Here is a 21,651-nt window from a genome sequence, read left to right on the forward strand (position 1 = left end):
TTATTGAATGTTAGCAAGTGACAAGTCACAGCTGTTCATAAGCTGCTGCCATAACGCGACATGCTGGCGGTTTAGCCTGTGGAAATCTTTGTGAGTTTCTGTGACTAAATCCATAAACGCCACAAACTCAGAGTTTTCCACAGCTAATAAGCTTTGCACAGCTTGTACATCAGTTACTAACACCGCACCAAACCGATTTAACATGGCAAAGTGTGGCTGAAGCTCGCCAACAAAATATTTCACCATCACGTTTTGTGCATTTCGGGCAGCCGGAATCGTGCCGCGCGGGCAAAGCGGCTTAGCTATGGCTTGCTCAAGCATGGCATTGGTATTGGCAAGCGTTGCGTTCGCTTGCAAGGTACTGCGCAGCCAGCTCATACCAACATTCATTTGGTACAAGGTTTGGTTGTTGGCCTCGAACTGCTTAAGGGATAAGACGCTAGGATCAACGATGACCTTCTGCCAATCCATCAACACCTTGGCCAAGTCACTAGTTGGTAATACCTGCTCAACCGTTACTTCCCCTTGGTTGCGCCGCCAAAACTGACGAAATTCTTCACTGGCAAGCGTCGCATTCCACATACGCGCTGGCAGCTGAGCTTGTTTTTGCGCGATGATGGAGCGAATTAAGTCTTGCTCGATGTCTGGGTTATCCACACAACTATTTAGCTGTGCTAACAACCTTACTTCATAATCAAGCGCCAGCGAGGGCAGCATCACTTGCCCAAGTACTGAGTTACGCTCACCTATAAAAGGTAGCAAGCCGCACTCACGCAACGACCAGGCGTCGAGCACATCAAGGCGAATAGAAGACAGCTCAATTGCTAAGTTGGCTTGGCGGGGGAAGCTAATGATCTCGGCAGCAGGCATGTTTGGATTGTCGACAGACAACACCCGCGCCACGCGTGCTTCGTAATCTTCAGTAATGTTTGAGGTTGTCTGCTGACAGGCAATAAGGGTTAATGCAGACAATAAAACAAAAAACGCACGCATAATGAATCCAAAAACTAGCACTATTATGCGTACGTTTTACAGAGCAAAGTCGATGAACAGGGGTTTTTAACCCAATAGTTCTGCGAACTGGTTACCATGCTCTATCAATACATCATGCGCATGCTTAACCGACGGCCACATAATGCCAAGGTCTTCCAGCAACTGCACAGGGAAGTGGGCCGGCGGCGCTTCACCATATTCAATGCCTTTGTCTTTCACCACCTGCATTGCCACACGTAGCAACTTTGCCTCTATCAGTTCGGGCTCATGCTGTTGCCCAATCGCCTCACAAACAAACTCAGGCAAACGCCAGCGGCGCACCATCTCAGAGCCGACCTCTGCACTGGTTACCCCCATTTCCTTGGTTTCTGCCGCAGCTCGTTGGTCACCGTTAGCAACACAAGCAACAACGACCAAGGCTTGCTCTGGGGCTGAATTATGTAGCGCTACCTCACCAATGTTATGCAACATGCCAATGGTTTTCATTGAATCGGGTTTAATGCCAGCCGGGCCAGCGAGTTCCCCTCCAACATCGGCGACATCGAATGAACGTGTCCAGAATTGTTTTAAATCTAAGTGAGGTACTTTGGTTACTGCAGCGGTAAGGCCACTTGCTAACACTAGAGTACGCAAGCTATCTAACCCCAAACGAACTGAGGCATCCTGCACACTAGACACCTGCCTGGCACTACCAAACTTTGATGTATTGGCTAATCGCAGCACCTTAATGGCAATGCCTTCATCGTGTTCAATTAGCTTGGCAATTTGCACAATATCGGGAGACGGGTCATTAAATGACTCGATTAACTGAGTAACCACTTTAGGAATACTTGGGATGGTTTGAGGCTTAGAAAGCACATCATTTACTGTTAGCTGCATGGCGGAGTCCTGATGAAATGGAACCTACATTGTTAACCTTAGACAGCAACCCAACGCTTTGCGTACCCCAAAAATATTATTTTTGTGCACTGTCCAGCCAAGCCTGTAATCGCTTTGCCGTAATAGCCCCGTGAAAACGTGCTACTTCTTTGCCGTTTTTAAACAACAGAAAACTAGGTACCGCACGTACCCGCCAACGCTTGCTCACGGCGGGCGCTTTTGCAGCATTCAGCTGATACAAGGCCACCTCGCCTGCTGCAAGCTTTTGCCAAATTTGTTTGGCAGCGGCGCAATGTGGGCAGTTTGGGCCCCAAACCTTTACCGCCACATAGCCTTGCTTGCGCATGACTGCGGCCACATTTGACTGATTCAACTCTAAAACGGCCATATCGACTCCACTGAAACTAACCACAGAAATTAAGCGTATCGAACTTCTAGTGAAAAAGGGGAAAAAAGGGGACATCCATGCGCAGTTTCATTTGGTTACACGACAATATACGCCAGCACAACAACCCCACCCTCGAACAAGCACTGGTTCAATCGCAGCCGCAAGGGCTCATTTTATTCACCAACCAACAGAACTGGTTATTAGGCAGCGGCGAACAACCAAAATGGCTTGAAGCAAGGCGCCATGCATTACACGCTTTACCCTTAGACTTACCAATTATTGAAGTAAACGATGCTAAATCACTGCGAAGCGTCATGGATGAGCGGCAAGTTGAAAAAATATACTGCGACATTACCAGCGACTTTCAAATCAATGAGCTGCGCCAAGGATTTCCTTGCATTACTAATACCCACAACATGCTGTTAAGCATCGAAAACATGGCACCGAAATATGCTGGCAAATTTACGAAGTTTTATTACGGAAACAAGGAAAATATTGAATTTTTACTTGCAGACAAAACACCACCTACCAGCCCCTTCAAAACCAGAGTACCAATCAGCGAGCCAGAAGCACTAGGTTGGTTAGATACCTACTTAAACCACGCCATTCAAACATACGACAAAACCCGTAATGACCTACTTGGCGACCACAGCTTCTCGCGTTTAAGCGCTGCGCTCGCTATAGGTAGCCTATCGGTTACCCACCTAGCGGCGAGCGTGAACAATCTTGGACAAAATAAAGCTACGCAACAGTACATCTACGAACTTGTTTGGCGGGAATATTTTCAGCGACTAGCGAGTTTATTAGGCGCCCAGTTGTTTACTCACCCACAACCATTAACGCCTGCGCAGCAGAAAAACTTTGACCTCTGGTGCCAAGGAAACACAGGGATCGACATTGTTGACGCTGGCATCAAAGAGCTCACCACAACTGGTTTTGTGAGCAATCGCGTGCGGCAACTAATGGCTTCAGGGCTTGTTCACAATTTACAGGTGCCTTGGCAATATGGCGCAGCGTTCTTTGAGCAGCATCTATGGGATTATCACCCCGCCCCAAACTACGGAAACTGGGGGTATATTGCGGGGTACAGCCCTGTCAGCAAAAAGTCACATGAGTTCGACCTAGATTGGCAAACTCGCCGCTACGACCCTAATGGGACGTACCGCGAAACCTACCTTTAAAGCGTGTTCGATATCACAATTAATGTGACTTAGTCGAACTTTTACTGTGATATGAGTCAACATATTGTACAATCGCTGACCTATTTGGGCTGGTAACCCGTAGTGACCCGGTTTTACCAGCGTTAGGATGACGTTTTTTCTTAACACAAAGAAACATGTTAGACATAATACTTTGGTACAGTGCTGTTTAATATTTGCGCAACAATAGTCTAACTATCATGGAACCCCGCTGGCAGGGCCAGGAAAATGTGCAACCAAAGGACTTGACCGAAAATGGATGCAACCAATCAAATTCATGCGCTAAGCATAGACGTGGAAGACTACTTTCATGTTGCTGCATTGGCCAATGTTGTTCGCCCAGACCAGTGGGATCAGCAACCATCTCGCGTGGTGCAAAACACGCAGCGCCTAATAGATCTTTTTGAGCAAAAACAAGTCAAAGCTACCTTCTTTGTATTAGGTTGGGTTGCCGAACGATTCCCCGAATTAGTCAAACAGTTAGATCAAGCTGGGCACGAAATTGCCTCGCATGGTTACAGCCACCAACTAATCTACCGGCAATCGCAAGATGTCTTCCGCGATGAAACCCTGCGTTCTAAACAAATATTGGAAGATATCATCAGCAAGCCTGTTACCGGTTACAGGGCGGCGAGCTACTCGATAACCGATAAGTCATTATGGGCACTGGATATCTTAGCTGAGCTGGGGTTTACCTGGGACTCGAGCATCTTCCCAATTCGACATGACAACTATGGCATTCCAAGCTCACCGCGTGCACCTTACGAAATTCGCACTCGCAGTGGCGAAATTATCAAAGAGTTCCCACTCACCACTGCCAAGTTAGCTGGTCTACAAATCCCGGCGGCCGGTGGTGGCTATTTCCGCCAGTTCCCGTATCCAGTATTCAAGTACTTGTTTGCCACAGCAAGCAATCAAGGCCAAGGCCCACAGATGTTTTATTTGCACCCGTGGGAAGTAGATCCAGAACAACCACGCTTTAACAACGCTAGTTGGTTCTCGCGCTTTCGCCACTACACCAACCTAGATAAGTGTGAAGCGCGTCTAAGCAAGCTACTTGATGACTTCCGCTTCTCGACAGTGAGCGACAGTTATCAACAATACGCTGGTGAACTCGCAACAATAGAGAGCCAAAACTTGGTGACAGCGAATGTATCTTGAGCACTTTTCACTAAAAGATCAGCCATTTAGAACAGCACCTGAGGGCTCGGCCGTTTTCATGAGCCAGCAGCACTCTAAAGCTTTTGTTTATATGGACTCCTCTGCTTGGAGCCCAGAAAGCTTTGTGGTCATTAGTGGCGAGGTAGGTTCAGGCAAAACGACCTTGCTGAAAAAGCTGATGCATAGCATCGATAAAAACCTAAAGCTTATTCATATTCCCTATACCAACCTTGAAGCAGCAGATCTTTTCTACTTAATCGCCCGCCAAGCTGGCATCGAAATTCAAGACAACAACAAAATTGCCATGATGTTCGCCATTCGCGACTACTTGGCAAGCATGACGCGTCGGCGCATACCAGTTGTGCTGGCGGTAGACGAAGCCCAGAACCTAAGCTTTGAAAACCTCGAAGACATTCGCATGCTAGCAGGCCTAGAAGATGGCAGCGGCGCCATGATGCGGGTGATTTTATTAGGCCAGCCAGAACTGCGCGAAGCCATCAATGCAATTCCGCAACTTGCCCAACGGGTGAAACTACATTTTCACTTGCATGGCTTGTCAGAAGAGGAGACTGGCAGGTATATTGCGCACCGCTTACATGTATCTGGTTACCGCGGCACCCCATTGTTTGAAGGCGAGCTGATTAGCCGGATTTATCAGATTAGCCGCGGCATTCCGCGGTTAATCAACAAAATATGTGATGGTTTAATGCTCTGCGCCTACGCGGAAGGGCGCTCGCATATTGAACCAAACGACATTGAAGAGATTCGCGACGACATTATGGCGTCGGATATCGCACAGACACAAGATGACGTTGTGTCGACTACTGCGCAAGTAGCTCGCCAAGGAGACAATTCCGAGGCATTAGAGCGTATTGCCAGTTCGCTTGAGCGCCTAGAGCAGCGCTTTGAGCAATTTTTTAATCGCATTGATCGCAAGGATAGCAAACAGTGACCTACATACGTTTTGGCAAACACTATCTGCATACTGCCTACCTCGCACTAGGCAGTGCTGAGTTCGTATTGTTTGCTGTCTCACCCCTGCTCTTTCAATTGTCGTTAGCCAACCTACTTGGCCTCGACCCAAGCATGCCAAGCGTTATTCACCTAACAATTTTTGCAACGGTTATGAGCTTGGGCACCTTGTCTATGGGGCTCTACACAACCATGTTAAAAGATGGCTTTAGTGCCATGTTTTACCGCTCGTTGGTGTCGTACTGTTTCTTAGGTTTAATTGGCCTGATCTTTCTATATCTACTGGTGCCATCTATTAGCTTGTTAGGCCCGAATGGCAAACTGGCATGGATTATCCTTATTGCTATGGTGCAGCTCATGGCACTGCGCTGGTTGTTTGTTCGCATTGTTAGCCAGCGTCATTTTGCCAAAAAAGTATTGGTGTACGGCAGTGGTCGGTTCGCACAAAGCATTGGCAACTTACTAAAGAGCGACGGTGAAAACGTTGATTACCGCATCGAGCATTATGTTTGCGATGGGCATACTAAAGTCATCGACAACAAACAGTTGATAGAAATGCCTGAATGTTGGTGGCAGTACGCCGTCGACAACGACATTTCCACCATTGTGATTGCCCCTGAAGATCGCCGCCAGCAATCACCAGAGCTTATGCAAGAGTTTATGGAATGTAAGTTGCGCGGCATCGAGGTGACTTCTGCCATCGACTTTTTAGAGCGTGCGACTAAAAAAGCCCATTTACCACTAGTACACCCTTCGTGGATTTTATTCTCGGAAGGCTTTAAACCATCACGCCCACGTGACTTTACCAAGCGCGCCATCGACTTAATCATTAGCCTAAGCCTGGCCATTGTGATGTCGCCATTTATGCTGCTCACGGCCATTGCAGTGGCCATAGAAACCGGTCGGCCAATTCTTTACAGCCAAGAACGTGTAGGCGAACTAGGCAAAACCTTCCGCATTTACAAATTTCGCAGCATGCGCCAAGACGCCGAAAAAGGTGGCAAGGCAATTTGGGCAAAAGCCAATGATGACCGCATTACCAAAGTGGGTGCGTTCATCCGCAATACGCGCTTAGACGAGCTGCCGCAACTATGGAATGTAATCAAAGGTGAGATGAGCATTGTTGGCCCGCGCCCAGAGCGGCCACAATTTGTTGAAGAGCTAAAACAACAAATTCCGTTTTATGATACTCGCCACTACGTTAAGCCAGGCCTTATGGGCTGGGCACAGTTGAATTACCCATATGGTGCATCGGTAGACGACGCACGTGGCAAACTTGAATACGACCTGTATTACTCAAAAAATCATAGTATGTTGCTCGACCTACTCATTATGGTGCAAACCGTAGAAGTGGTACTGCTCGGAAAAGGAGTTCGATAATGTTGCACACACTACGCCAACTTACTTTGTTACTGGTGGCTGCTGCGTTGTTAGCAGCTTGCGCGAGCGGTGTAAAAACATCGCAGTTACCCACCTCATTAGATACCGAGTCAATCGAAGTTGCGACGCAGCCATATGTAGTAGGCGTGGGTGACGAGCTAAGCATTCACGTATGGCGCAACCCTGAACTGAGCCCGTCGGTGACCGTGCGTCCAGACGGCTACATCACCATGCCCTTGTTAGGCGACATTGAAGCCGTAGGCAAAAAACCAGAAGCACTTGCTGCCACCATCGACCGCTTGCTTAGCCGTGATGTGCGCAACCCACGTGTAACAGTGATTGTGAATAATCCGGTTAGCGTGCAGTACTTAAACCGAGTCACCATTACTGGCGAAGTCAACCAACCAACGGCGCTTGCCCATAGTGCTGGTATGACCGTTTTAGATTTATTGCTTGCCGGTGGCAATAACACCGAGTTTGCTGCTCGCAAACGCGCCACGTTGAGCCGTTTAATAGATGGCGAATACCAAGAATTCAAAGTTGACCTAGCTGCCATTACCGAGCGAGGCGACATGACCACTAACTACCTTCTGCAAGCGGGCGACGTTTTAAACGTGCCGCGTAAAAGCATTTGGCGAGGCGAGTTGTAATGGACTTACGATTTATCTTCGAAACCATCAATAGCGTAAAGCACGAGCTTTACCAGAAACGCTTTCTTGCTAGTTTCGTTTTTGTGGTAGTAACCTGCGCCATTGTCGCGGTGGGTTTTTTCACCCCAAAAACCTACACCTCTAGTGCCATGCTAGTCGCCGACGTGACCAATATTCTCGATCCAATTTTGGGCAATAGTGCGGCGATGGCTCGCACCGAGCATACCGCTAGTGCTCGTGAGATTATTTCGAGCCGCTCGGTATTAGAAGCAGCGGCACGCGAGTCTGGTTTGATTAAAGGTTTTGAAACCGACGCTGAGAAGTCGTTTATTGTCAGCAATGTGGCGCGCTCGATGAACCTGCGTACCCGCAGTGGTAACTACATTGAAGTTAATTATCGCAGCGACGACCCGAACCAAGCATTTCGCACACTCAATGCCTTAATGAACGAATTCTTGGATGTATCACAATCACGCAAACGCAGCGAAGCACAAAGCGCCTTTGATTTCACCCAAAACCAAGTGAATACCTTTGAAGCACAACTGCGTGAAACCGAGCAGCAAGTTGAAGCATTTAAATCGAATAACACCGATGGCCAAGAAACTCAGGTACTGGCGCAAATTCAGCGCTTAGAGCGCCAAATAGAAGACCTAGAATTAGACATTGAAGCCAATGAGAGCACCTTGGCAACGAGCCGCCAGCAGCTCAACAATACGCCGCGCTTTAACGAGGTGGCCATCGACAGTGGTCAGTCGGCTAGCGAAGTGCGCTTAGCCAATTTGCAGCAAGAACTAGACAGCAAACGCTTGCTGTACTTTGATACCCACCCAGATATCGTCACACTGCTCGACCAAATTGCCAAACTAGAAGAGCAAATTGCCAGCGAAGGCCAACGTGCACGCGCCACAGAACAAATTGAAAACCCAATTTACAACGAGCTTACCGCTCGCATTGCTAGCACAGAAAGCCGCTTAGAAGCCCAGCGCAAAACCTTGGTATCGTTAAATACGCGCCTAGAAGAAGAGTTTCAGCGCAAAGAGCGCATAGCCGCCAATGCATCTTATTTCTCGGAACTAATGCGTGACTACGATGTCATTCAACGCAAATACACCGAAGCGCGCAACGACCTAGAAAAAGCACGCACCTCGCTCACACTTGAAGAACAAGGCCAAGGTGTAAACTACCGTATTCACGAAACGGCTAACCTACCGAATACCTACGACGGTCTACAGCTGAAGCAGTTCACCATGGCTGCCCCGGTGTTAGCGTTTGGCTTAGTCATTGGCCTAATTACTATGTTAGTGCTGTTTGATAGCAAAATTCGCTCGCCGCATTTATTGCGCCAGCAACTACCAAGCGACATTCAACTGCTAGGTGCCGTGCCGCACTACAACTCTACGATTAAGGCGCGCCTGTTGCGCACCGACATCATGATACTGGCGTTCTTATTAGGCCTGTTTTTATTCGCTTATGCCTGTTTCTTCGTGTTTTTCGTCATGGGTGTTGAACCAAGCAAAATTGCTGAAAAGCTAGCTGAGTTAATGGGGTAAGTAGTATGGACCAAGGAAAACTCTACAGCGCGCTTTTAAAGTCGCAACAACGCCAGCAAGCCAGCACGCCTACACCACCGGTTGAAGAAAAGCACCGAGTGGAGGCGCCGTACACGGTTACCGAAGAAGAGCGCTTAGACACCGAACGCATGCTGGCTAGGTCGTTAGAAAAAGAACGCCCGCCTGTGGTTTACAACCCAGCTGATACGCTGAGGTTAATAGCGAACCCATCACCTCTGAGCAATAGTGAGCGCCAAACACGCAAAATTATTTATTCTGGCATGGCCAATAAGGCCATACTGGACGTGTACCGCACCATTCGCATTAAGCTGCGCAAGCGCATTGATGACGACAAAAACTTCAGCGTACTGATTACTTCGTTGAGCAAAAACACCAACGCGACGCTCACTGCTTTTAACCTAGCAACCTCGTTTGCTATGCAGCAGCAATCGGCAGCGTTGTTTATTGATTGCAACCCGTACGACAGTGGCTTAGCTGAGTTGATAGATACGCCGTTGGACAAAGGGGTGACCGATTACATAAACGACCCCGAGCTTAAAGTAAAAGACATCATGTACCCAAGTGGCATTGATCGTTTATCGGTTATTCCTGCAGGCACGCTAGCCGATGCTGCAACCGAGTTATTTACCTTGGCGCGCATGAACGACCTAATGGAAGACTTGAAAGAGCGCTACCCAGACCGCTTTATTATTGTTAACGCGCCATCGTTATTACAGGGTACCGAAGCCAGTGTGCTTGAGCGCTACATGGATCAAACGGCGTTGTCTATTTTACCGGGCGAAGTGACACGCGAAGATATTTCAGCGGCGGTAGACACGCTCAACCCGAAAAAATTTGCTGGTTTAATTTTCCAGCAATAAGAGGGTGTGATGCGAAGGATCGTTTTGATGACCAGCCTACTTACAGCCACAATCGCGCATGCTGAATGGACAGCGGGGCTTGGCCTTGCCGCACAAACAAGCAGTAGCAGCGACGTGAGTGCCAAGCTAAACCTTGATGCTGGTTGGCAAAAACAATGGCAACACCAGCAGTTAACGCTTGGTTATAGCGCCAGTGTGGACCAAAACCAAGACTGGCAGTTAACGGGTGCAACCAACTGGGCGTATCAGCGCCAATGGTTAACGCTCAGCGGTGGTCATCAACGCAGTGTAAGCGCTAGCACCAACGACATTTTAGATTTAGATACCGAGCTGACTGATGCGGTAAACCTTGCTGCCAACTTCATCGCCAATGTAAGCAGCACCACACAGCTCACCTTGTTTAATAGTGCCTCGGCAACGGGTGCAAGCAAACGCTGGCCACAATCTAGCAGTTGGCAAAGCGGCATTAGTGCACAACGTAAAATAAGCCAATACAGCAGCACCAGTGTGCAGGTGCTGCGCAACGAAGCTTTCTTGGACGGCTTTGAAAAAACGCTCAGCGTAGCCCATACAGCGCAAGCAAGTTTCAGCCGCACACTTGGCGAACGGTCGTTGTCGATCAGTATTGGCAACACCTGGGTAGCCAACACGACGGCACTAACCGGAAGTGCGAATTACAGCCGCCCGCTCGCAGGTCTGCAGCAAAGCTGGACGCTACAACATGGCATTAGCCAGAACGAAGCCATTAGCCGCGACTATTTGGCTAGCTGGCAGGTTAGCAAGCAGGTAAGCAGCAGAATTGGCTGGCAAAGTGGCTTATCACTTAGTCAATCAGAAGGTTTTGCAGAAGAATACACCTTGCCAGGGCAATTTAGCGCCAGCGTTAATCTTGGCACAACATATAAGCTTAACCGGCGCAGCCAAGTTACCCTAACGGCTGACTACCAACAGCAGCGTGATGACTGGCAGCAAAGAATTGAGGCAGCCTTTGTGGGCTTAACCACAGGTTTTAGCCATCAAATTAACCAAACGCTTACGCTTAGCGGCAACTTTAACCGCCGTACCGTGTTAGCGGGCAATGCCGAAGACAGCTGGATGTCGAGTTTGTCTTTGCGCCAACAAATTAGATAACAGGCAGGGAAACGCATGTTTAGCAATGTACAACCCGCAGTATTAAAGGACTCACCGCCTTTGTTACAAGTGGTGATTGATACCGAAGAAGACTTCGACTGGAATGCGCCGCCAGATAGGCAGCAAACTGGCGTTGACTCAATGAATTATATAGACCGGGTGCAAGACATTTTTAATGCCTACGGCATAGTGCCTTGTTACGTGATTGACTACCCAGTGGCCTCGCAGCCCGATGGTGTGCGCTTGCTTAAGCATTACCACAGCGCCGGCCAGTGCGAAATTGGTGCCCACCTGCACCCTTGGGTAAGCCCACCACACGACGAACAAGTGACCGTTCGCAACATGTACCCTGGTAACCTGCCAGCCGAGCTCGAACGTGCCAAGCTAACTCAGCTGCGCGACAAAATTACAGAGCAGTTTGGCCAAGCACCACGAGCTTATAAAGCAGGCCGTTATGGCTTTGGGCCAAACACGCAAAGTACGTTACAAGCACTCGGCTTTGATATCGACCTGTCGGTTAGCCCAGCGTTCGACCACAGGTACGACGGCGGCCCAGATTTTAGCGATTACAGCGCCGAACCATTTTTCTTTGGCGACAACGCTCTTGAAATACCCATTACCGGCGCTTTTGTGGGCTGGACCGGAGGCTTGCGCAAACCACTGTTTAACCTTGGCCAAACACTCAACAAAGTAAAAGCGCCAGGTATTTTTTCGCGCCTAGGGCTTAGTGATCGCATTGCGCTCTCGCCAGAGGGTTACGGCTTTAGTGAGCACAAAAAAATTACTCAGTTCTTGCGCCAGCAAGGGGTAAACACCTTCACATGGAGCTTTCACAGCCCAAGTGTAAAACCAGGGTGCACACCTTACGTGCGTAGCGAAAAAGACTTGCAAGAATTTTTAGATAACTTTCGTCGATACTTCGACTTCTTCTTTCACGAACTAGGCGGGAAGCCAACGTCGCCGACCCAGCTAAAAACACTTTTGGAGACAAAATAATGAAAGTTTTGGGAATATCCCCTCTCGATAAGGACGCGACCGTCTCGGTAGTGGTAGATGGCAAAGTACTATTTGCTGCCGGTGAAGAGCGCTTCTCGCGCGTAAAACAGCAAAATGGCTTCCCTAAGTTAGCGCTGCAAGCCGCATTAGATTACACCGGCTTAAAAATGGAAGACTTCGACCAAGTTTGTTACCCATTCCTAACTTGGGAAAACGAAGAAAAACTCTTCGAGAAGAACCTCAAAGACGAAGCAGAGTTCATTGACCGTTTCGAAGAAACTGACATTAAAGGCCAAGTAGACGAAGCCCTTAAGAAAGTGCCGAATCGCGACAGCGCTATTCATGGTTTGAAAAACCCAAATGAAACCATGGAAAAAAGTGTACTGCACAAGCTTTACTACAACTTCCAGACTAAAACGGCGTCTAAACAAGCAGCGAAAAAAGGCTCGCGTGTTTGGGCCGACACTGCTCGTGAAGGCTTCCAACAGTGGGAAAAAGACCTTAACGAAGGCCTAAAAAGCTTTGGTTGGGACAAACCAGCCAAACGCATTGACCACCACCTATCACATGCCGCCAATGCCTTTTTAAGCAGTGGCTACGAAAAAGCGCTGTGTATTACGCTGGATGGCTATGGTACAGGTTTAGCAGGCTCGGTAAGTGAAGCCAAAGATGGCAAAATTCACCGCCTACATGGCATTCAATACCCGAACTCGCTAGGTACCATGTACGAGCACGTAACCTCGGCGTTAGGCTTTAAACCAAGCCGCCACGAAGGCAAAATTGTGGGCTTGGCGTCTTACGGCGACCCTAAAATTTTAAGCGATATTCTGCTTAGCCGCATTGAGCAGAAAGACGGCGACTTCCAGATTTATCAGTCGAATAACGTGTTTATGTCGCGCTATTTGGCGTCTAAGTTCCCTAAAATTGACGTAGCTGCCGCCTACCAACATGTACTAGAAGTGGTAGCAACCAAGTTCGTTAAATACTGGGTAGATAAAACCGGCATCGACACTGTGGTACTAAGTGGTGGTGTAACGGCCAACGTAAAACTCAACCAGCGCATCTTCGAAGTAGAAGGCGTGAACAATATGTTTGTATACCCGAACATGGGTGACGGTGGTTGTGGCACAGGCGCTGCCCTATACGAATGCTGGAATGGTGAAACCTGGCCTACCTTGCACGCGCCATACCATGGCCCGGATTACAGCGAAGCCGAACAAGAGCAAGCACTAAAAGATGCTGGCCTTACCTACGAACGCCCAGAAAACCTAGCTGCCGATGTTGCTGCTCTGATCCACAGTGGTGAAGTAGTAGCGCGTTGCGATGGCCGCATGGAATACGGCCCACGAGCCTTAGGTAACCGCACCATTATGTACCATGCCCGTGAGCCAGAAGTGAACCAATGGCTGAACAAACGCTTGGGCCGTACCGAGTTTATGCCATTCGCCCCAGTAACCCTGTTTGAAGCACGCGAAAAGTGCTACCACAACATAGCTGGTGCCGAGCATACCGCCGAGTTTATGACCGTGACCTTCGACTGCACCGAGTTCATGCGCGAAAACTGCCCAGCAGCCGTGCACATTGATGGCACCGCTCGCCCGCAGTTGATTCGCCGTGAAGTAAACCCTGGCTACTACGACATTCTGAAGGAATACGAGAAGCTAAGTGGCATTCCAAGCTTAATTAACACCAGCTTTAACATGCACGAAGAGCCGATTGTTAACAGCCCAGTAGATGCTGTGCGCGCCTTCTTAGATGGCAACCTAGATTACCTAGTACTAGGCCCATTCTTAGTTAAGCACCCAACCGCGAGCAAATAATAGTGAGTATTGCTGTAAGCCATCATTCCCTCGCTAACTACCCAGGCCTTGCCAATGACTGGCAAGGCCTAGAAGCACGTGCGCGCAACGACGTGTTTTTAAGTTGGGCGTGGATGAGCACCTGGCTGCAGCAATACCAACCCAACGCCATAGTAGTAAAAGCAGAACGCGATGGTGTTGTGGTTGGTTTGGGCATACTAGTGGTATACCAAAGCAAGCGTCGACTTGGCCTATTGCAAAGTAAGCAACTGCATTTGCACCAAACCGGCGTGCCAGCGCAAGACCAAATATGGATTGAGTACAACGACTTCTTAACCAGCGAACCATGCCAAGCTCAGATGCTGGCTTATTTACAGCAGCAGGTTGAGTTTGACGAACTGGTATTGGGTGCCATTCGTGATGAAGACCTTGAGCGCTTAAACCAACAAGCACAAATGCCACAACACGAACTATGGACAGCGCCAAGTTTTCAGGTGAACTTGGCAAACATGCCCGACTACAAAGCTTGCTTGTCGCGCAATACTCGCTACCAAATAAACCGCAGTGCCAAACGCTATGAACAAGCCTATGGCCCTCTGCATATTGAGCGACCTGAATCTTTAGCCCAAGCACTCCAATGGTTTGACGACATAGGCCCATTGCACCTAAAACGCTGGGGCACCGGCAATGCCGGCAGTGGGTACGCCAACCCTGAATTTATTGGCTTTCATCACCGCCTAATAAGGCAAACCTGGCAAGTAGGCTTAGTCGACCTAGTACGGGTGTATGCCGGCGAAGAACTAATAGCCACCTTTTATAACCTAGCCTACCGCGGCAAGGTTTATTTCTATTTAGGTGGATTAGCAGAACCAACAGACAACCAGCTTAAACCGGGCCTACTAGGCCATAGCCTATGTATAGAAAATTATCGCCAGCGTGGTTACCACACCTACGACTTTATGGGTGGCAACGAACGCTACAAAACCCAAATGGCCAAAAAGCATTGCCAATTGCATAAGGTTGCCTTGCAGCAACCGCACTGGGGCCTTGCTCTAGAGCGCCTAGCACGGCTTGGCAAACAACAACTAGGTAAGCAACAAGCGTTGCGGCAGGGATATGACTGAGATTATTTTACATAGTGGCGCCGCCACCGAGTTAGATACTTATGTTCGCCAACATAACAACGCCAGCGCCTACCATTTAAGTGCATGGCGGGCAGCGGTGCAACAAGCCTATGGACACAAAGCCTTGTGCTGGCAAGCCATAAACGAACAAGGCGACACCGTGGGCGTTTTACCCGCTAGCGAAGTGCGCAGCCCATTGGGTAAACACCTGTGTTCACTTCCGTTTTGCGACCTAGGTGGCCCGTTGGCAGATAGCCCAGAGATTGCCACGCAGCTAGCCAAAGCAGCTGCCAAGTATGGCAAAAAGTTAGATCTACGCTGCGACGCTGGCCATGTAAACAGCGTAAGCGAAGGCACCAAGGTGCGTATGATCGGCGAGCTAATGGATAGCTCCGAGGCACTAATTGCCAGCTATAAGCCAAAACTGCGCAGCCAAATTCGCAAGTCAGAAAAAAATGGTTTAACCGCAAGCATTCAAGTGAATAGCGGCGCAGCCATTGCAGACTTTTTTGATGTGTACGCACAAAACATGCTGCGCCTTGGCTCAATTCCACACGCTAAACAGTGGTTCCAAGCCGTGCAGCAACACTATGGCGACGACAGCTTTGTTGCCTTGGTGTTTATGGACAACAAAGTTGTTGGTGCTGGCTTAGTACTGCGAGTTGGCAACAATGCCGTGATTCCTTGGGCTTCTACCCTAGCTGACTACAACAAACTGGCACCAAATATGCTGCTGTACTGGGCAATTCAAGCCTATTTATGCGACAGCGGTGCGACCCAGTTTGATTTTGGCCGCTCAAGCTACGGCGAAGGCACCTTCCGCTTTAAAAAACAATGGGGCGCACAGCCGCACGTTTTAGACTGGCAAACCTGGACTGCCAGCGGCCAACAGCCAAAAGCTGAAACTGGCCCTGGTTTGGGCGCAAAAGTACGCCCAATCATCGAGAAAACATGGCAAAAGCTGCCGCTTTCTGTGAGTAACTCACTAGGTGGCACACTGCGCAGGTACATCACGCTATGATTACAGCACTCAATGCAGTTACACTAACACTAATATTTATTTGCTTATATGTTTATTTAGGCTACCCGGTACTCTTATATTTTTTTAGTAAAATTTTTAATAGAAAAACAAACTATGACGTAAACCATAGACCATCAGTAACATTAATAGTCTCAGCCTTTAATGAAGAGGAAGTAATAGGATCAAAAATAAAAAACTCGATTAAGTTAAACTATCCAAAAGATTTATTAGAAGTAATCGTCGTGTCAGATGGATCAACCGACAAGACAGATGAAATCGTTTCTTCATTTAACGAAAAAAACATTAAACTTTTTAGACAGGAGGGGAGACTAGGGAAGACCCTTGGCTTAAATTCAGCACTTGAGATAGCAAAAGGTGAGATCATAGTATTCTCCGACGCTAATGCCATTTACGACCTAAACGCAATAAAAAACATAGTACCTCATTTCAATGACCCTAAAGTTGGATACGTTGTGGGAGCTGCGCTATATAATGATGACGATTCGTCTTCTGCAAGTGAAAGCATATATTGGAATTATGAGTTATTAATAAAAAAATGGGAAAGTCAATTACATTCTGTAGTGGGTGGCGACGGTGCTATCTATGCCATAAGGAAGGACTTATGGACACCACTAAATCAACATGACATTAATGACTTTGTGAACCCTCTCCAAATTGTATCGAAAGGCTACCGAGGAATCTTTGAAGAAAAAGCTAAATGCTTTGAAAATACTGCTGGAAACCTAAGCCTTGAATTCAATAGAAAAAAAAGGATTGTTGGTAGAAGTTTCCGTGGGCTTTTGAGTGTCGCAACAGTTTTAAATCCTCTTAAACATGGAATATTTTCAATACAAGTAATCTCCCATAAACTTTTAAGATGGTTAGTTCCTTTTTTCCTTATATCAATATCCCTCATAAATATTTCAATGTCGATTATTGGATTGAATTACTATCTGCTGGCATCGACTGCTGAAATTATCGCCTACATTATCTGCCTAGCTTGCATTATTACAAAGGAAAAATATAAAGCGTTATGCATACCTTATTACTTTGTATTAGTTAACATTGCCTCATTACTAGGTGTAATTTCTGCCGCATTTGGAAAAACGGAAGCCACATGGAAAACGGCGAGAGACACCAAAAGAGATAGCAAGTCACATATAAAGCCTTCAATAATAATGCTAGCAGTAATAACATTGAAGATAGCTACAGTATATATTGGTATAAACAATGTATAAGCTAGCACTATTATTCATAATGATATTTATTTCAGGTATTATAGTAGCACTTACATATGCTCCTATTTCAGCCTACCTTACTTATCAGCTAGTCTATTGGGTTAACCCAGATATACGTTGGTGGTCAGCAAGCATTCCAGGATTAAAATATTCCTTTATCACTGTAATAATAATGATGCTAGCATTATTCATAAACTATAAAAAGCTTGGACACGACTGTAGGTTTAGAAACCAAAAAGCTACATACGTTATGATGCTTCTACCAATAATTTATATGTTAACAGCACCTTATGCTCTAGATCCTTATGTCCATGATAAATTCACCAGTGACTTCACAAAACTTATTATTATCTGTTTAATAATTTACAAACTGCTAAATTCAGAAGCTGCACTTAAAGCTTCTTTGTATGCTTATATGGCAGGATGTGCATATATAGGACAACAAGCACATATTACGGGGCGCGATTGGCAAGGTAGAGTTGAAGGCATAGGAATGGTCGATACAGGAGGTGACGGTAACTATACTGCAGCAGCGATGGCCCCTGCTCTTGTTTTTTGCATATACTTTTTTTGGACTGGCACCAAAAAAGTAAAGCTCTACTCAGCTTTATGCGGCGCTCTAATAGCAAATGGTATTGTACTTATTAATAGCCGCGGTTCGTTTTTGGCTGTGGTAGGAGGTTCAGGGCTATTTTTTTTGCTAATGATGTTCTCAAAATACAGAGAACAAGGCCAACGTGCGATAGCAATTCTCCTGATTGTACTCGGATCAAGTGCAGGATTAGCACTTACTGACCAAGAGTTCTGGGACAGAATGTCTACTTTAAGCGAGGTCGATGAAGGTGGTGGTGGCGCCCACCGAACCGATTTTTGGTTCGCTGCAGTACGAGCAATTCAGGATTATCCGCATGGCTTAGGTGTAGGTGGCTTTCAAATTGTTAGCCTGCAGTACATCGGTGAAGAATACCGAAAAGCTCACCCCAATGGAGCAGCGGTACACTCAACGTGGTTTCAGGCGATAGGTGAAATTGGCTATCACGGATTTATAACCTTTGTATTGTTACTGGTATTAACATTCCGGTCTGCCTACCTAACAAAAAAACACCTTATTGAGAAAAAGGAATACAGAAAATACTTCCTAATACTAACTTTAGAGTGTGCTCTGATTAGCTATTTAATTGCCGCTACATTTATCAATAGACTTAGAGCAGAAGTTCTGTTTTGGCTTATCACCTACATAATTTGTTGTTCTAATATTTACATAAGAAAAGGATCACAACTGTGAGAGTTCTACAGTTTATTACCCCTAATGGCTTTTACGGTGCCGAGCGCTGGGTCGTTGCATTCGCAAGAAACATTGAAAGTGGCTTTGACACCTGTGATCTAGTAGTAACCAAAGAATCTGAATCACAAGATTTGTCTATACTTGAGTATTACCCTGAAAAGGCTGGAAAATCTCATGTGATCAATTTAAAAAATAAGTTTGATATTCTCTCTGCTGTCGATCAGCTTTCCAAGATTATAAAGCAACAAAAAATAGACATTATTCATACTCATGGATATAAGTCAGATATCATCGGTCTATTGGCCGCAAAAAAAACAAAAATAATAGGAGTTGCAACTCCTCACGGATTTTCAACGCAAATGGATTTTAAACTAAAACTATATACCACACTTGGTAACTTTAGTTTAAAACACTTTGATGCAGTAGCACCTTTATCAATGGAATTAATGAACGACATGGTTCGACTTGGTGTAAACACTGATAAGACCACTTTTATTGAAAATGGCGTTGACCTTACCGAACTGAAACCTATGGTTCAGGACTCCGTAACTATAAAAAATGAGAACAATTACACCATTGGTTATGTTGGCCAACTTATACCTAGGAAAGGTGTAAAAGACCTTATCAATGCTTTTTCAAAATTTCATGAAACCTACCCTCAATCACAGCTACAGCTAGTAGGAGATGGGGAGCAAAAACAAGAACTTATTAACCATGCCAAGACATTAAAATGCTATGAGAGTATTCACTTCCTCGGATTTCGCACCGATCGACTTGAACTATTAAAGAATTTCGATGTCTTCTGCCTCGCATCTGAGTTAGAAGGTATTCCGAGATGCATAATGGAATCACTAGCTATAAAGACTCCTGTTGTTGCATACAACATTCCAGGAGTAGATCAGATTATTGTCCATGGTAAAACAGGGCTGTTAGCCGAACATGGAAACGTCGACGAACTAACAACTCACTTACGTAAGATGGTTGAAGATAAAGCACTTCAACTTAAAATAATTGACGAAGGATATAAGTTAGTTAATAAAAGATTCTCAGCTTCGAGAATGGTTAATGAATACAAAGACTTATTTAACAAGCTAACTTGTGCTTTAGGATAATTTTAGGCTATGTGTGGAATTGCTGGATACTTTCTTCAAGATCATAAGCTAGAAACCGTTACCCAATTACAAGAAATGGGTGCAAAAATCTTACATCGAGGACCAGACGCATGTGCAACCTGGTCAGACGAAAACATAGGCTTAGTTCACCAGCGCCTTAGCATTATTGATCTTTCTAAGGCTGGCACACAACCAATGACCATTGGACACTACACTATTGTGTTTAACGGTGAAATATATAATTACCAAGCACTAAAGAAGGAACTTATTTCTAATGGTGTTTCATTTACTACGAAGACAGATACAGAAGTATTACTAAACCTCTTTATTAAGGAGGGCGAATATTGTCTAAGTAAACTAAATGGTATGTTTGCATTTTCAATCTGGAATTCAAAAACTAGAAAGCTATTTTGTGCTAGAGACAGACTAGGGAAAAAACCCTTTTACTTTTATAAATTTGGAAGGGATTTTGCTTTCTCATCTGAAATCAAGTCACTAATTGAACTTCCTTTTATAAAGAGGTCTATTGATAAAAGTTCAGTTAAAGACTATTTTTTCTATCAATATGTACCCGAACCAAAGACAATATTTAACAACATATACAAATTGAAGCCAGGACACTTCTTCGAAGTTGATGTCGACCATTATGGTGAAATTATCCAAAAGAAGTACTGGGACTTAAACTTTACTCAGAAAACAAGCCGAACAGAAACACAGGTATCCGAAGAGCTATATCATTTAATAGAAGATGCTACCAAGTTACGAATGGTTAGTGACGTTCCTCTTGGAGCCTTTTTAAGTGGAGGTATAGATTCATCTGCAGTTGTTGGCATGATGGCAGAAAACAGCACGAAACCAGTTAAAACATGTGCCATCGGATTCAATGACAAAAAATATGATGAAGTTGAACATGCAGAAACCGTGGCGAAACACTTTGCTACTGAGCATTATGAGTTAACAGTTAAGGATAATGTTCCCAGTCAATTCCAAAAAATTGCCAACTACTTCGATGAACCTTTTTGCGATCCATCTTTTATTCCAACATACTTTGTTGCCAAACTAGCACGAGAGAAAGTGACAGTAGCCCTTGCTGGAGATGGTGGAGACGAGAGCTTTGCTGGCTATTCAAAATATACTGTCGATATGCGAGAAAATCAGTTAAGAGCATTAACACCGGATTTGGCTAAGACTCTGTGTATACCACCTATCCAAAAAATATTAAGAAAATATAGCAGCAGGCCGGCACAAAAAGCTAGATCGCTTCTTAACTCCATAACCAAGGACCCAAATCAAGCATTCTTTACTACCAATACATTTTTTAGCTCAGATCTGTGGAATTGGCTTAGTACAAATGAGTTTGAAAGATCTATCTCAGGCTACTGCCCATCGGTACATACATGCAGCTACTACAATGATGCTCCAGCTGATAATCACCTCGATAAGGTGCTTTACACAGACATAAAAACCTATTTACCAGGAGATATCCTCACCAAAGTAGACAGAATGACCATGGCAAACTCACTAGAAGCTAGAGCTCCTTTATTGGATTATCGCGTTGTCGAGTACGCAGCCAGCTTACCACCTGAATATAAACTAAATGGGACTAACAAGAAGTACATCCTAAAAAAGTCACTTACAAAAAAGCTTCCTAAAGACATTTTAAATAGGAAAAAGATGGGATTCTCTGTCCCTTTGGAAAGTTGGCTCAGGAATCAGTTAAATCCTGCACTCTCAGAAGCAATTGAGTTTTTCCCTGAGGGTATCTTTTGTAAAGAAAAGCTAAAAAGGATTTTTTCAGACTTTAATAATGGAAACACTAAACACACCCATGAATTGTGGTCAATACTTTGTTTCTATAGTTGGTATTCAAAGTATGGCGGTGCTGAGTAATT

The 21,651-nt window shown here is 45.9% G+C and carries 19 protein-coding genes; 16 read left to right on the plus strand and 3 right to left on the minus strand.

Going from position 1 to position 21,651, the window contains the following annotated elements:
* From DUW71_RS10145 to DUW71_RS10155, 3 genes are all read right to left on the minus strand, one after another.
* Nucleotides 1-993: a DUF3080 family protein gene (locus DUW71_RS10145; protein ID WP_119395149.1), complete on the minus strand. Its 993-nt coding sequence runs from the start codon at nucleotides 991-993 to the stop codon at nucleotides 1-3.
* 66 nt (nucleotides 994-1,059) lie between these two features.
* Nucleotides 1,060-1,872 carry an HDOD domain-containing protein gene (locus DUW71_RS10150; protein ID WP_119395150.1) on the minus strand — a complete coding sequence of 271 codons (813 nt, stop codon included), beginning with the start codon at nucleotides 1,870-1,872 and terminating at the stop codon, nucleotides 1,060-1,062.
* 76 nt (nucleotides 1,873-1,948) lie between these two features.
* Nucleotides 1,949-2,260 (minus strand): thioredoxin family protein, encoded by a 312-nt coding sequence (locus DUW71_RS10155; protein WP_158583971.1) that lies wholly within the window; start codon nucleotides 2,258-2,260, stop codon nucleotides 1,949-1,951.
* 77 nt (nucleotides 2,261-2,337) lie between these two features.
* Here DUW71_RS10155 and DUW71_RS10160 point away from each other — a divergent pair, with 77 nt between their 5' ends.
* From DUW71_RS10160 to asnB, 16 genes are all read left to right on the plus strand, one after another.
* Nucleotides 2,338-3,441 carry an FAD-binding domain-containing protein gene (locus tag DUW71_RS10160; protein ID WP_119395152.1) on the plus strand — a complete coding sequence of 368 codons (1,104 nt, stop codon included), beginning with the start codon at nucleotides 2,338-2,340 and terminating at the stop codon, nucleotides 3,439-3,441.
* A gap of 273 nt (nucleotides 3,442-3,714) precedes the next feature.
* Nucleotides 3,715-4,620, plus strand: a complete 906-nt coding sequence (locus DUW71_RS10165) for an XrtA system polysaccharide deacetylase (protein WP_119395153.1) — start codon at nucleotides 3,715-3,717, stop codon at nucleotides 4,618-4,620.
* Nucleotides 4,610-5,572: an ExeA family protein gene (locus DUW71_RS10170; RefSeq protein WP_119395154.1), complete on the plus strand. Its 963-nt coding sequence runs from the start codon at nucleotides 4,610-4,612 to the stop codon at nucleotides 5,570-5,572. The genes DUW71_RS10165 and DUW71_RS10170 overlap by 11 nt, the downstream gene beginning before the upstream one ends.
* Nucleotides 5,569-6,972: a TIGR03013 family XrtA/PEP-CTERM system glycosyltransferase gene (locus DUW71_RS10175; protein ID WP_119395155.1), complete on the plus strand. Its 1,404-nt coding sequence runs from the start codon at nucleotides 5,569-5,571 to the stop codon at nucleotides 6,970-6,972. Before DUW71_RS10170 ends, DUW71_RS10175 begins: the two co-directional genes overlap by 4 nt.
* Nucleotides 6,972-7,622: a polysaccharide biosynthesis/export family protein gene (locus DUW71_RS10180; protein WP_119395156.1), complete on the plus strand. Its 651-nt coding sequence runs from the start codon at nucleotides 6,972-6,974 to the stop codon at nucleotides 7,620-7,622. Before DUW71_RS10175 ends, DUW71_RS10180 begins: the two co-directional genes overlap by 1 nt.
* Nucleotides 7,622-9,172 carry a Wzz/FepE/Etk N-terminal domain-containing protein gene (locus DUW71_RS10185; protein ID WP_119395157.1) on the plus strand — a complete coding sequence of 517 codons (1,551 nt, stop codon included), beginning with the start codon at nucleotides 7,622-7,624 and terminating at the stop codon, nucleotides 9,170-9,172. The genes DUW71_RS10180 and DUW71_RS10185 overlap by 1 nt, the downstream gene beginning before the upstream one ends.
* Nucleotides 9,173-9,177: 5 nt before the next feature.
* Complete coding sequence (locus DUW71_RS10190) at nucleotides 9,178-10,053, plus strand: P-loop NTPase family protein (protein WP_119395158.1); 876 nt, start codon at nucleotides 9,178-9,180, stop codon at nucleotides 10,051-10,053.
* 27 nt (nucleotides 10,054-10,080) lie between these two features.
* Nucleotides 10,081-11,184 (plus strand): hypothetical protein, encoded by a 1,104-nt coding sequence (locus DUW71_RS10195; RefSeq protein ID WP_119395159.1) that lies wholly within the window; start codon nucleotides 10,081-10,083, stop codon nucleotides 11,182-11,184.
* A gap of 15 nt (nucleotides 11,185-11,199) precedes the next feature.
* The gene (locus tag DUW71_RS10200) at nucleotides 11,200-12,180 is read left to right on the plus strand and encodes a polysaccharide deacetylase family protein (RefSeq protein ID WP_119395160.1); all 981 of its coding nucleotides are present in this window, start codon (nucleotides 11,200-11,202) and stop codon (nucleotides 12,178-12,180) included.
* A complete protein-coding gene (locus tag DUW71_RS10205; RefSeq protein WP_119395161.1) occupies nucleotides 12,180-14,000 on the plus strand; it encodes a carbamoyltransferase family protein in 1,821 nt (606 codons plus the stop codon). Before DUW71_RS10200 ends, DUW71_RS10205 begins: the two co-directional genes overlap by 1 nt.
* 2 nt (nucleotides 14,001-14,002) lie before the next feature.
* A complete protein-coding gene (locus DUW71_RS10210; protein ID WP_199671203.1) occupies nucleotides 14,003-15,103 on the plus strand; it encodes a GNAT family N-acetyltransferase in 1,101 nt (366 codons plus the stop codon).
* Nucleotides 15,096-16,124 (plus strand): GNAT family N-acetyltransferase, encoded by a 1,029-nt coding sequence (locus DUW71_RS10215; protein WP_119395163.1) that lies wholly within the window; start codon nucleotides 15,096-15,098, stop codon nucleotides 16,122-16,124. Before DUW71_RS10210 ends, DUW71_RS10215 begins: the two co-directional genes overlap by 8 nt.
* Nucleotides 16,121-17,362, plus strand: a complete 1,242-nt coding sequence (locus tag DUW71_RS10220) for a glycosyltransferase family 2 protein (RefSeq protein WP_119395164.1) — start codon at nucleotides 16,121-16,123, stop codon at nucleotides 17,360-17,362. The genes DUW71_RS10215 and DUW71_RS10220 overlap by 4 nt, the downstream gene beginning before the upstream one ends.
* Nucleotides 17,355-18,647 (plus strand): O-antigen ligase family protein, encoded by a 1,293-nt coding sequence (locus DUW71_RS10225; RefSeq protein ID WP_119395165.1) that lies wholly within the window; start codon nucleotides 17,355-17,357, stop codon nucleotides 18,645-18,647. The genes DUW71_RS10220 and DUW71_RS10225 overlap by 8 nt, the downstream gene beginning before the upstream one ends.
* Complete coding sequence (locus DUW71_RS10230) at nucleotides 18,644-19,759, plus strand: glycosyltransferase (RefSeq protein WP_119395166.1); 1,116 nt, start codon at nucleotides 18,644-18,646, stop codon at nucleotides 19,757-19,759. Before DUW71_RS10225 ends, DUW71_RS10230 begins: the two co-directional genes overlap by 4 nt.
* Before the next feature lie 9 nt (nucleotides 19,760-19,768).
* Nucleotides 19,769-21,649: an asparagine synthase (glutamine-hydrolyzing) gene (gene asnB, locus DUW71_RS10235; protein WP_119395167.1), complete on the plus strand. Its 1,881-nt coding sequence runs from the start codon at nucleotides 19,769-19,771 to the stop codon at nucleotides 21,647-21,649.
* Nucleotides 21,650-21,651 lie beyond the last annotated feature (2 nt).

It is taken from the genome of Salinibius halmophilus, from assembly GCF_003577475.1.
Lineage (GTDB): Bacteria > Pseudomonadota > Gammaproteobacteria > Pseudomonadales > Natronospirillaceae > Salinibius > Salinibius halmophilus.